Here is an 11,888-nt window from a genome sequence, read left to right as displayed (position 1 = left end):
CGCTGAAATAATTTCTGAAACAACATAGCTCCGGGGTATTTATCCTTCTCCAGCACACGCAGCATCACACTATCGTAGAAACGATGACGCCGCAGATCAAAATCATCTCCTACTCTAGGGTCTTGTTGGCGAATGAGACCATTGATGATCCGCTCCATTCTACGGTGTATATATATAAAGGTGTAACCCGTCGATGCACGCGTATCTCCTCCACTCATCCCTACATTAATAATATGCTTATCGAACAAGGGAAACTCAAAATCCGTCATTGGTATATTGCCCGCTTCGGTTCGAGTGATGGTGTAATCATCCAGTTGTGGCCAGTGCTCCTTAAGGTAGTTCTGGATAATACGATCATAACCTTCTCCAGACAAATGTTGGTTGGAAAAGATGGCCACCTCTACGAGTGCTTCCGTTGTACTCGTCGGCAATACGTAAAGAAAACGAAACTCTCCTTCCTGCGGCGTTCGAAAATCCATCATTACCGCCTGATCAGGATCAAAGACGGGACGCTTGGTCTTAATGAACCAACCCCGGAAATGTTGGTCGAGATAGTTTACTTTGCTTTTATCAATTTCAGGACGAGCCGTACTATTGATGCACCATCTCGCACTGATACTCCCGCCATCGGTTTCTACCTCTACACCCTCATTCGTGTTACTAATGTTCTTGATATTGGCTACCTGCTGTTCTACCTGCGGTGCTTTCGCAAATGCCTCGTTGGTATAACGATAGTAATCCGCAGCCAGGATCATTTTATAGGAGAACGGTGCGATCTCCATCTTCCGGGCAAAATCTCTATTGTAAAACCAAAGTACAGGCCAACGATGATGGACAATTTCTTCGAATGGTCCCTCGCCTACCTCCCAAAAACTCCAAGTTCTGTCATCTGCCGTTTTGTATGCTTTATCTAACAACAAAACCCGACTGTCTCTCAATGGGGATTGCAATAAGTGGTAGACAAAACTTCGACCAGCGGCACCAGCACCAGCGACAATAAAGTCATAGTCATGATTAGTAGAAAGTGTTTTCATGGTGAAGTTTTAGGTGTGATACGCTATGGCGCAATAAATAAGGCTTGAAGTAGTAAGAAAAAGGTGAGTTGAGCTACTCCGTATACAATTAGTAAGGGATGCCGATAGCCTACTTCAAAATAACTTAGTGGCCAACTAAACAAGAAAGCAATGACGCCCCAGGCCAGATAATTCTGCAAAGGGATATCCACGGCCTCCCAAGTCCAGTAATCCAGAGCTATGGCTACTGGCTCAATGCAGAAATCATAGGCCATGATCAGCACTCCCGTAACGAGTGCGGTGAGCAGCGATGATTTGGGAACAAGATAGGAGGCTATTTGGTGCATCGCAAGGATCAGCAGGGTCCAGTTCAGCGCTATCACCAGCGGCACGTTTAGCCACTGTACCCACATGGTAGGGCCATAGGTGTATTCTCCAAAAATATTCCCGGTAGCTACTCCAGTAACTTCTATAAAGAACGTCGACAAATAGGTAACGCCCCACCACCACCAAAATCGGGTATCCTGATGACGCTGATAGATAAACCAGAGCAAGGGACCGCATACTACCAACAAGAGAACATCCGTGATGTCTTTGGTAAGCGGATAAACGCTAGGCAACAAATGCGCCTGTACCCCAGACAGGAAAGAAAACACCAAAAAAAAGGCAAACAACAACTCGGATCTGGTCATCGACCAGCGTATGGCCAATTGATCCAGGTATGCTTTTAAAAAATGTGTTGCTCTTACCATCTAGCTGCATTAATGTTCTATGCGTTCTTTCGTCGGCCTTTATCTTTTCTTCACAACATATTCAGGCTATTGCGCAGGGCACTACTAAATAGTAATACCATCTTGCGCCCATCGTTTACCCGTATTCTTTGTTCAGCCACTCGATCGGCAGGGGATGCCTTGATTTTTTGCAGCAAATTCAGGTAATAGACATAAGCCAGATAAACCCCAAAGCGTGCTCCTTTAGGCAAGCGCACGATACCTTCATAGGCATGATCAAAGTCCTTACGGATATCGGCTTCAATCATTATTTTATCTTCGGTCGTAAAGTTCGTGAAGTCGACCCCGGGGAAGTAAACCCTTCCACGATCATCAAAATCACTTTTCAAGTCGCGCAAAAAATTTACTTTCTGAAAAGCGGCCCCCAAACTACAAGCAGAGGCTTTTAATTCATCAAACTGCTCCTTGTTCCCTTCACAAAAAACCCGTAAGCACATCAACCCCACTACTTCGGCCGAACCGTAAATATACTCTTCATAACTCGCCTGATTGTGCGTATCCTCGTGCAGATCCATTTCCATGCTTTTCAAAAAGGCATCGATCAATTCTCGTTCTATACCGTAAGTATTTACCACCTCTTGAAAAGATTGCAGCACGGGATTCAAGCTGATCCCTTCTTCAATGGCCCGGTAAGTATCCTCCCAAAACCGAGTCAACAGTTTCGCCTTGGGATAATCATGGAAGGTATCAACAATCTCGTCCGCAAAACGCACAAATCCGTAAATAGCGTAAATGGGGTCGCGAAAGCGCTTGTCAAACACGCGGATACCCATAGAAAAAGAAGTGCTGTAACGCTGGGTAATCAGCTTACTAGACTCCATACAAACTTGGCGATATAGGTTCATCATTTTACAACAGGGTTTTTCTCTTGGATGATAAAGTAGGTATGCTTAAAGTACTTTGTCTACCTCTTCGGCGACCACCTGACCAGAGATCAGTGATGGCGGCACTCCCGGCCCTGGTGTCGTCAACTGGCCCGTGAAAAAGAGGTTAGCTACTTTGGCATTGCGCATTTTGGGTTTCAAGAAAGCCGTCTGCAACAAGGTATTGGCTAAGCCATAAGCATTGCCCTTAAACGCATGATAGTCTTTTTTGAAATCCCGGTGCGCATAAGATCTACGGTATACAATATGGTCGCGGATGTCATGCCCGGTAATCGCTTCGAAACGCTGCAAAACGATTTCAAAATATTTCTCCCGCAGCTCGTCGGTATCCTCGAGATCCGGCGCCAAAGGAATCAGAAAGAAAAGGTTCTCCTGACCGGCTGGTGCTACACTATCGTCGGTCACTGAGGGGGCACACACGTAAAATAAAGGTTTACTCGGCCACTTCGGGTCTTCGTAGATTTCCTCCGCGTGTAGTGCAAAATCTTCATCGAAAAAAAGATTGTGGTGATGCAAGCCCGGTAGCTTCTTATCAACACCAATATAAAACAATAAGCTGGAAGGTGCCATCGTCCGCTTATCCCAATAACTCGCCGAGTAATTGCGCAAGTGAGGCTCCAGCACTTGCTGCTCCAGATGGTGATAATCGGCACCACCTACTACGGCATCTACTTCGTACGACTGGTCTGCTGTCACCACCGCCGTTGCACGGCCATTCACAACTTTGATTTGTTTCACCTCCTGGTTGTACCGAATTTCCACCCCTTGCTCTTCTGCCACACTCACCATGGCCTTCACGATCTCGTGCATCCCTCCCTGAGGGTACCAAGTGCCCAAGGCAAGATCGGCATAGTTCATCAGGCTGTAAAGGGCAGGGGTTTTCTGTGGAGTCGCCCCCAGAAAGAGTACCGGGAATTCCAGCAACTGAATCAGCTTTTCGTTCTTAAACAACTTGCGAATCGCCGCAGACACACTCGAAAACATCTGCAGACCAAACATGCTCTTCAGAATCCGCAGGTCGGCGAACTCCATGATACTATGGCTGGGCTTGAAGACAAACTCACTCATGCCTACCTTATACTTGTAGGCCGCTTCGTCTAAAAATTGCTTCAACTTAGCACTACTTCCCGGCTCGTACGACTCAAACATGGCGTACAGCTCCTCCATTTTTGCTGGCACTTCCATCTCCTCACCTTTCCCAAAGTAGACGATGTAGGAAGGATCCAATCGCAACAGCTCGTAATAATCAGCGGTGCTTTTACCAAATCGTTGAAAAAAATCTTCAAAAACTTCCGGCATCCAATACCAGCTAGGGCCCATATCGAAGGTAAACCCCTGGGCCTGATACTGCCGGGCTCTTCCTCCCGGGCCTTCGTTTTTTTCCAGAATAGTGACTTGGTGGCCTTTTTGAGCCAGGCTGGCCGCGGCGGCTAAACCGGCGAAACCGGCACCGATGACAACAATTTTCTTCGACAAAATAGTCCTAGTTTAGTAGTAAGGGGGAAACAGGACTTTCTTTGTTTTGTTTAATAAAAAAGCAAAAAGATTAGACAAAAAACAATTACATCATTTCTTATTAAACGTATTCATGGTGTGGTTGAGCCCGATAGCGCCAAAGCTCAGCGCGGTATCTCCGGCATATTTGATCAACTCCGGCAAAGTGGCCCGTTCTTCCGTTGACCATTCCCCTAAGACAAAATCCACCTGCTGGCCTTTCGAAAATTCATCCCCGATACCAAAACGTAGACGAGCGTAATCATTACCACCCGTCATTTGGTCAATATCTTTCAGGCCGTTGTGCCCGCCGTCGCTGCCTTTGCCGCGCAAGCGTTGTTTGCCGAAAGGCAGGTTCAGGTCATCCAGAATCACCAGCATGTTCTCCTTTTCTATCTTTTCCTTTTGCAGCCAGTACCGCACCGCTTTACCACTCCGGTTCATGTACGTCGAGGGTTTCAGGAGGATGTAGGTGCGCCCACGATGCTTAAACTGCGCTACATTTCCCAGGTTATCCGTGGTCCAGCTGACTTCCTTGGATTGCGCCAGGTGGTCCACTACTTCAAAACCGACATTATGGCGAGTACCCTCGTATTTGGCACCAATGTTTCCTAAACCTACAATCAGATACTTCATGGGGTCGTAAGCAATATCATTTTTATGAAAAAGAGCACCAAAAGCCTGGTCGAGCTTGTGCATCATACCAACAAGGTGCGAAATTAGGGATTTTTCCATAGTTCTATGATTTTTGGGCCATCTCGGCCGCAGCCGAGACCGGGTCGTCCGCTCTTATGTGCTCGCTATCGCTTGCGCGCATACCGCTTCCACCCCTTGTCCGGGTACGTACCTATTGTTGGGCAAGTGCCTCTGTACAGTGTGCTTCAAGCCTTTATCGTGCATCAACATACCAAATAGTTAGCCATCAAGTTCCCGCGGGGTTAAACACAACATCGCGAACCTGCCTGCTCGGCCGTGCCTCACGGGCAGACAGGAACGCGAAATTTCACGAAAGCTATTTCAGCCGCAGAGGTAGTGGGAGTAATCTACGAAAATTCTGAAAAAGTGAATGTATAGCAAAGTCCACCCCAATACAACCAGCGTTGTTTTGGTGCTATATTCCCCCCAAAAAACTACCTCAGAAGGCCAGATTTAGGTAATGCCACCTCCGTTATATGGTATTCATGCTACTAGCAGGAACAACTGTGTCCCGCTGGAGGGACCGATCCACAGGATCGAGGCCTGCCTGCCGGCGGCACGTCAGGCAGGGAGGGTAGCCCTTGCGGTTAGGGCTCTCCTCCCCCGTCACTGCGTGACACCCCCTCCAAAGGGGAATATGTAGATCCCTTTGATTTGGTGCGAAACTAAGCGCATTTAGAACCAATTGGCCATGCCAGCCCTGTGGATGACACCGGGTTGTTCAATGCTCCTTCGTGCAGGGTATGAAACCCTGCTCTACGGAGCAGTTTCCATTCTTTGTTCTCCTATCCCTATAGAAAATCGAGATGCGGCGTGCTTCGGGCGTACCTCAACAAAGCAGGTTAGTAGGCTAAGAATAATTTCTTCCCGTCCCGCATTACTTGCGGACGGGGGGAATTACGACTACTATCACTGTCTTCTTTTGCATCCACTTCTTTGAAGCGTAGGTCTAAATCGTATATTCCATCGCGCGCAATGACTAATTCCTGGGTAATCGGAAATTCAACTGTTTTGTAATAGCGAAAAAGAGCCCAAGGCGGACCTTTAATTGAGTAAGTCATTGATACTTTTCCACCATCCACTATCTTAAGATCGTGGACGGTTGGCTGAACGACACTACCAGTAGTGTTGTTTTTTAGCCACTTATGGAAAGGATAATCAATAATCCAGGTTCCATCAACGGTACTTTTGTATGCAGCAGATAGTATAAAATACCTATCATCGGAGTTAATTAAGATACAAAAGGAGCTGTCTAAGTAGACATCATAGATATCTGAATGCTCATGCCTGTAATGAAATGTGACGGTATCTTTTTCGTTTTGGATTTGTACGAAATAGTCGGTACCATTGTTAGTAAACGATACCGATAATTTATCCTGCTCCGCTTGAGCAGTCAAACTTGCAACAATAAGAACGGTACTCAAGCAGGATAATAATAACTTGAATCCAGGGCACGTAATCATAATGATTGATTTTTCTTGAATAATATTTAGCCTAAAATTTAGCCCAGCCCCTTTTAATGCTCTCAATATGAAAAAATTAGCATTCACTTTAGCCTTAACTTTATTTATTAACTTCGCTTACAGTCAAGAAAGCACCTGGACGGCTTCGTTGGATATTGGTTTGCAAGAACATGACAAACGTCTTTTTGACTTCCCTCAAAAGAACTTTTTTCTCAGCATACAACCCGAATTTCTAGGTACCTATCAAGCTGGTTTCTCATTGGCCAAAAACTGGGAAAAAACTAAAGGTTTGACAAAAAAGGTAGGTGTTGGACTACACGTAGAGACAGCAACCTTTAGAAGACCTTTCGATCATTCATTTAGACAGGAAATTGGATTTGACATCGTTAGAATATGTGATAACTATCGTAACGTTCTCATCCCTATTGAACTAGGTATAGGCTATTCTTTCAAAGTCGTGTCATTACAATTGAGCGTAATTAGCCAAATCAATGTATTATCTGTAGTTGCTCACAATGGCAATAAATTCAATTGGCTAAGATCGAATTTGTATTCAACTGAACTCTATCCTAACGTAATTTTCCGAATAAACGATCAAATGAAAATAAGACTTGGTTATCGATCTTTCCAATTAAAAAACATCGATCCAGTGATTTTCTTTAGTGTGGTGAATAACGGAGACAATAAAGGGTATGAAACTTACAACCCCTTCAAATTACTCCTTTCATTTCAGTACGATCTGAAAAGCAAAGATTCAGACTAAGTGTGTGTTAGGTATGATCTTCCCCCTAATAGCAATTTTCATCTCCTTGCATTCAAATAATAAACCACTACCTTTTGCTGGCACCCCACAAAAAAAACACTCACTTATCGCCCAAGTGATAAAGAATCCCATACGTCGTAGGCGACCAGCGGGATGTTTTTACTTCGGCAGCTTTCAGCGCATTGTTCAGCCAGGTATTGCAGGTATTGATGGCGTTGTATTGCCCGGTAGCTTCGTAGAAAAAGTCATTGGGTGTATAACCCGCTGCGATTATCTCCTGCCACGCCCCCTCTTCTGAGGTCTGAAAAGAACCTTCGATATACGCCATGAGTTTTTGCAAAGCATCTTCACACAAGGCCACGGTTTTCCACTCCTCGCCCAAGGCTTCGTAACGGGTAATATGCATGATCGGTTCGCTGTTGACCAGCAGCGCCTGGGCGCCATTGCTCAGGGTGAGGTCGGCCCAGGTGGGGGTTTCCAGATAAAAGTTACGCTCGCCCCAGCCGTAGGCCAAGTAGGTAGTAGTGCTGTCCTGGAAAGAGGGGTGCCGGAGTGACGTGGGAACATCCTTCACCGGAATCACCACATCCAGGTGGATACCCGTGGATGTGATGTACACCTTCTTATCCGCAAGACAGTCCCGAACGGGCGGGTTGGTCCCCCACCAAGAGAGCACAAATGCCAAAAAGGCGTACAACAAGATTGCCCCGAGCAGGGTGAGGGATATCCATTTGGTGCTTCGCCAGAATATTTTCATCATTGATCTATTCACAAAGGTTATTAGTGAGGTGGGGTTTCAGGGCTATGCTTTCTTTCGCTGGCACCAGGCAAATAATCCATGTTCGTTTCCTGCCTCCCTTACACAGAGGCATACTTCTAGAGTGTCCTACCAAGATTATCGTGGCAATTCACATCTATTTCCTCGGTCCAATACATTTCAACGCTATCAAGGTCCCCCAATTCCACCGCATCAAATATATCTAGATCAAACTTCATATTAATGGATATGTAACCATGCATCCCAAAAACCGTGTCCATGAAGATATCCTCCAAAATTGCCATGAATACCGAACACAGGAATTTCTAAGGCCAATAAGCACAGAATTAAGACTACCACAACCCTAAATTCTTTAGACGCTGTATACTCCTCATAATTGATCTCCTCCTTTGGGAAAAGTAGGTTAAATCCTCGGGATAAAATCCAAATTGACACCCAGAACCAAATAAACTCAGTTACCAGAAACCAATTAAAATCTGGATCATTTTTGTATAATTCACTAATCCTAGATACTACGATAAAGAATACATTATGTCTTAAAAAATTTAGTATCGAAAAGACTAAAATTGTATAGGCAAGTATTTTGATTGACGACTTTTTTATCAAATACTTCCTAACTAACTCTAGAAAGACAACCTCCATTCCAACAATCATTAAAACACCCGGTATCAAAAAATCATCAGCTAAAAAAGCAATTACGAGCCCAACTACAAACATTAGCAGCCCGTAGATTGCTATTTTTTTATTTCCATGATTTAAGAATTGGTCCACCATCAAGTGTTATTTCAATTAGAGGCTGATGCCATCGCCATTATCCCTTTACCCCCCTAAAACTCCTCCACAGCCCTTTCCAAGGCCGCAGGCTTCCCTACATCCAACCACTTCGTGGAGTCGTGAGGGAAATTACGAATAATTCCCTTTTCTGCGGCAGCTAGCCATACATCGATGATGGAGAACACCTCTTTATTTTCTGGGAAAAAACCAAACAAGGCCGGATCGATAACTGCTATCCCGCTGTAGGCCCAATCTAGCACGGTCGTTTCTGTTCTGCTGATTTTGCGCTCGCCGGTCTTAACATTCCTCCAGCCACACAAGTCCCCTTCTGGGGTAAACTCCAAATAGCGAGAGGTTGCTCGTTGACGCACAGCCAGGGTACTCAAATGAACGCCGGGCCGGTGACTAGCATAAAGCTGTTCTAAATCCAGATTGCTCAAAATATCGACATTGTGAATCAAAAAAGGTGCGTCGGCGAGTAGATGGGCCGCTTTTTTCAAGCCTCCACCAGTGTCTAACAGTAGGTTCCGTTCGTCGGAAATATGAATTTGCAATCCAAAATTATTGTGTTCTTGCAGGTGGTCAATTACCTTATCGGCGAAGTGGTGGACATTCACAACGACCTCCTCTACGCCAAAAGATTGTAATCGGCGTAGTACAATTTCCAGCAAGGTTTTACCTTGCACCTCAACCAATGCCTTTGGTCGGTCGTTGGTATAAGGACGTAAGCGCGTACCCAGACCAGCAGCAAAAACCATTGCTTTCATAAACAGGTGCTTTCGTTCTCTGCAAATGTATAAATTATGATCCAACGTAGGCTCGTACAACTCTTATTGGCTCCCTTTTCGCTCCTGTATGGCATGGGGGTGAGCTTGCGCAATGCTTTCTACCGAGCGGGGCTACTCAAGTCCATGACGTTCAGTGTACCCGTCATTTCGGTGGGCAATCTCTCCGTAGGGGGCGCGGGCAAAACGCCCCATATCGAGTACCTCATTCGCCTGCTGCGCGAGCACATCAAGATCGCTACGCTCAGTCGGGGCTACAATCGAAAATCCAGAGGTTTCCTGGAGGTGCAACGTAACAACAACGCCGAACTGGTGGGCGACGAAGCCCTGCAATACAAACGCAAATATCCTGATATTGGCGTCTACGTTGCGGAAGATCGGGCCTTTGCCATTCCACAGATCATCATGCAGCAGGAAGATACCCAAATGGTCTTACTTGATGATGCTTTCCAGCATCGTTCGGTGCAGCCGGGGGTAAACATTCTGCTCACGGAATACTACAACCGTTTCACCCACGACTATCTCCTCCCGTCGGGCCGCCTGCGCGAATGGCGGGAAGCCTACGAGCGGGCCGACGTGATCATCATCAGCAAGTGCCCACCGACGATTTCACCGGAAGAGAAAGCCGCAATCCGCGCTGAAATCAACCCGCTGCCCCATCAGCAGTTGTTCTTTTCCTACTATGCCTACCAGGCGCCTTATTACCAATTCAATCCACGCTACCGGCTACAGTTGGACAAAGAAACGGACGTGCTCCTGATCTGCGCCATCGCCCGCACGGAATACCTGATTGATTATCTGCAATCCCAGGCCGGTTCGGTACAAAGCCTGGAATTTGCCGACCATCACTACTTTAGCAAAGAAGACATTTCCACCTTGCACCGGTCGTTCAACACCCTGGACTCCAAACGCAAGGTGATCATTACGACCGAAAAAGACGCGATGCGCCTGGAATTACACCGCGAGTTTTTGATCCAGGAACGCTTGCCTATCTTTGTGCTGCCTACCGAGGTGCAATTTCACTTTGGGGAAGGGCCACAGTTCGACGAAATCATTCGGCAGTACTTACTCAATTTCAAGGTGTGATTCTACGCTTTTTCCTCCTGCTACTTTATCACTTCTTCAAGGCTTTGGTTTTGTTGTACCAAGCCATCTACTTTCCGTTTACTACTTTTCGTAATCGGAAGATCCTTGATTTCAAAGGGCCGGGCATTATCATCTCCAACCATCCCAATACGATGGTCGACCCGCTCAATGTTATTTCCCGTACGCCGAGGCAGTCGTTTTTTCTGGCCAATGCGAGTATGTTTAAAAATCCGGCCGTAGGTTATATTTTACGACACTTGTACTGCATTCCCATTATGCGCCCCGGCAAAGACGAAGGAGTGAAAAAAGTAAACAATAGCAAGAGTTTTGCCGCCAGCTATGAGCATCTGATCAAGGGTGGCGTCATCTTTATTGCACCAGAAGGAGGAAGTGAACTCGAGCGACATCTACGCCCCTTCAAGACCGGCACGGCCCGCATCGCTTTGGGAGCCGAAGCGGCGCAAAATTTTTCTTTGAACCTGCACATTTACCCGGTAGGACTCACCTATGAACAACCCACCCAATGCGGCAGCAGGCTCTACATGGAAGCTGGCGCCCCCATACGAGTAGCAGATTGGCGGGAGGCTTACGAAAAAGATAAAATAGAAGCAGCAAAAGACCTTACCGAGTACCTGGAACAGCAAAACCGACAACTCCTCCTACACGCCGATGATCAGGAACAAGACCAGCTCTTGTACCGCCTGGAACGCATTCTTCAGCACAACCATCCGCTGCCTGTAGATCAGCATTATGATCGTACCCGGCAATTGCTCGATCAGCTTAAGCAGCTCGCCCAGGAACAGCCTGCTGCTTACCAGGAATTGAAAGCGACGGCTGCCAACTATCGCGATCAGTTGAAAGCCATCGAACAGACCGACCGCGGCATCAGCCGCAAGGACAAAACATGGTGGACCTTACCCATTTTACTGGGCTGGCCCATTTGGCTGTACGGTCGTTTCAACAACTTCCTGCCTTTCGAAATACCGCGCTTAGTTGAACACAAGATGCAACTGTACATCGGTTATCGGAGTACGGTGAAAATTTTGGCGGGCACTTTCACTTTCCCTATTTTTTATGGCCTGCAATACCTGATTGCCAAGTGGGTACTGGGTGAGCAGTATGCTGGCTGGTACTTATTGAGTTTGCCCATTTCTGCCATCCTGGCCTGGGTGTATGCCCGGCATTTTGTTCCCCGCTGGGAGGGCTTGCGTTACCGGAATTGGGCTAAAAAACACCCGGAAGAAGCTGTCCAACTAGAGGCGACAAGGAAGCAGCTTGCGAACATAGCCGGCCAAGCATGACAATAAAATAAAAGGGGCAACAGCCAAAACGTCAGGCAGGGAGGGTAGCCCTTGCGGTTA

Annotated in this window: 12 protein-coding genes (1 of these 12 only partly in view); 3 read left to right on the top strand and 9 right to left on the bottom strand. The window is 46.6% G+C overall.

All coding sequences use genetic code 11. The features are described 5' to 3' along the window. The 6 genes from AB0L18_RS08710 to AB0L18_RS08685 form a co-directional block, all read right to left on the bottom strand. A protein-coding gene (locus AB0L18_RS08710) for a lycopene cyclase family protein (protein ID WP_367392201.1) crosses the window boundary here: on the bottom strand, positions 1-1,034 show its 5' portion. 121 nt of this gene lie to the left of the window's left edge; the window shows 1,034 of its 1,155 coding nt (coding positions 1-1,034); the start codon lies at positions 1,032-1,034; the stop codon falls past the left edge of the window. Positions 1,035-1,057: 23 nt separating this feature from the next. Beyond that, positions 1,058-1,765 (bottom strand): carotenoid biosynthesis protein, encoded by a 708-nt coding sequence (locus AB0L18_RS08705; protein ID WP_367392200.1) that lies wholly within the window; start codon positions 1,763-1,765, stop codon positions 1,058-1,060. A gap of 50 nt (positions 1,766-1,815) precedes the next feature. Continuing rightward, complete coding sequence (locus AB0L18_RS08700; protein ID WP_367392199.1) at positions 1,816-2,652, bottom strand: phytoene/squalene synthase family protein; 837 nt, start codon at positions 2,650-2,652, stop codon at positions 1,816-1,818. 42 nt (positions 2,653-2,694) lie between these two features. Continuing rightward, a complete protein-coding gene (locus AB0L18_RS08695; protein WP_367392198.1) occupies positions 2,695-4,164 on the bottom strand; it encodes a phytoene desaturase family protein in 1,470 nt (489 codons plus the stop codon). A gap of 90 nt (positions 4,165-4,254) precedes the next feature. Then, positions 4,255-4,818 (bottom strand): aminoacyl-tRNA hydrolase, encoded by a 564-nt coding sequence (gene pth, locus AB0L18_RS08690; protein ID WP_367393141.1) that lies wholly within the window; start codon positions 4,816-4,818, stop codon positions 4,255-4,257. A gap of 902 nt (positions 4,819-5,720) precedes the next feature. Beyond that, complete coding sequence (locus AB0L18_RS08685; RefSeq protein ID WP_367392197.1) at positions 5,721-6,407, bottom strand: hypothetical protein; 687 nt, start codon at positions 6,405-6,407, stop codon at positions 5,721-5,723. Between the two features lies 1 nt (position 6,408). Here AB0L18_RS08685 and AB0L18_RS08680 point away from each other — a divergent pair, with 1 nt between their 5' ends. Continuing rightward, positions 6,409-7,104, top strand: coding sequence for a hypothetical protein (locus tag AB0L18_RS08680; RefSeq protein WP_367392196.1), 696 nt, complete (start codon positions 6,409-6,411; stop codon positions 7,102-7,104). Between the two features lie 100 nt (positions 7,105-7,204). On the opposite strand, the gene AB0L18_RS08675 is transcribed toward AB0L18_RS08680, so the two are convergent. The 3 genes from AB0L18_RS08675 to AB0L18_RS08665 form a co-directional block, all read right to left on the bottom strand. Further along, on the bottom strand, positions 7,205-7,864 hold the full coding sequence (locus AB0L18_RS08675) for a TIGR02117 family protein (protein ID WP_367392195.1): 660 nt from the start codon (positions 7,862-7,864) through the stop codon (positions 7,205-7,207). A 237-nt stretch (positions 7,865-8,101) separates the two neighbouring features. Continuing rightward, positions 8,102-8,656 (bottom strand): hypothetical protein, encoded by a 555-nt coding sequence (locus AB0L18_RS08670; protein WP_367392194.1) that lies wholly within the window; start codon positions 8,654-8,656, stop codon positions 8,102-8,104. A gap of 53 nt (positions 8,657-8,709) precedes the next feature. Next, entirely contained in the window at positions 8,710-9,423 is a 714-nt protein-coding gene (locus AB0L18_RS08665) for a nucleotidyltransferase family protein (RefSeq protein ID WP_367392193.1), read from the bottom strand. Between the two features lie 36 nt (positions 9,424-9,459). Here AB0L18_RS08665 and lpxK point away from each other — a divergent pair, with 36 nt between their 5' ends. Further along, positions 9,460-10,527 carry a tetraacyldisaccharide 4'-kinase gene (lpxK, locus tag AB0L18_RS08660; RefSeq protein WP_367392192.1) on the top strand — a complete coding sequence of 356 codons (1,068 nt, stop codon included), beginning with the start codon at positions 9,460-9,462 and terminating at the stop codon, positions 10,525-10,527. After that, a complete protein-coding gene (locus tag AB0L18_RS08655; RefSeq protein WP_367392191.1) occupies positions 10,524-11,828 on the top strand; it encodes a 1-acyl-sn-glycerol-3-phosphate acyltransferase in 1,305 nt (434 codons plus the stop codon). The genes lpxK and AB0L18_RS08655 overlap by 4 nt, the downstream gene beginning before the upstream one ends. The last annotated feature ends 60 nt before the right edge of the window (positions 11,829-11,888 follow it).

The sequence above is a fragment of the Lewinella sp. LCG006 genome (assembly GCF_040784935.1).
Classification (GTDB): domain Bacteria; phylum Bacteroidota; class Bacteroidia; order Chitinophagales; family Saprospiraceae; genus Lewinella.
The sequence above is the reverse complement of the archived record's forward strand: the minus strand, read 5'-3'. Positions and strand labels throughout refer to the sequence as shown.

Bases quoted from the DNA above. Each gene is read 5' to 3' on its own strand.
- AB0L18_RS08705 (WP_367392200.1), bottom strand. From the start codon at position 1,765: ATGGTAAGAGCAACACATTTTTTAAAAGCATACCTGGATCAATTGGCC.
- AB0L18_RS08700 (WP_367392199.1), bottom strand. From the start codon at position 2,652: ATGATGAACCTATATCGCCAAGTTTGTATGGAGTCTAGTAAGCTGATT.
- pth (WP_367393141.1), bottom strand. From the start codon at position 4,818: ATGAAGTATCTGATTGTAGGTTTAGGAAACATTGGTGCCAAATACGAG.
- AB0L18_RS08680 (WP_367392196.1), top strand. From the start codon at position 6,409: ATGAAAAAATTAGCATTCACTTTAGCCTTAACTTTATTTATTAACTTC.
- AB0L18_RS08675 (WP_367392195.1), bottom strand. From the start codon at position 7,864: ATGATGAAAATATTCTGGCGAAGCACCAAATGGATATCCCTCACCCTG.
- AB0L18_RS08670 (WP_367392194.1), bottom strand. From the start codon at position 8,656: ATGGTGGACCAATTCTTAAATCATGGAAATAAAAAAATAGCAATCTAC.
- AB0L18_RS08665 (WP_367392193.1), bottom strand. From the start codon at position 9,423: ATGAAAGCAATGGTTTTTGCTGCTGGTCTGGGTACGCGCTTACGTCCT.
- lpxK (WP_367392192.1), top strand. From the start codon at position 9,460: ATGATCCAACGTAGGCTCGTACAACTCTTATTGGCTCCCTTTTCGCTC.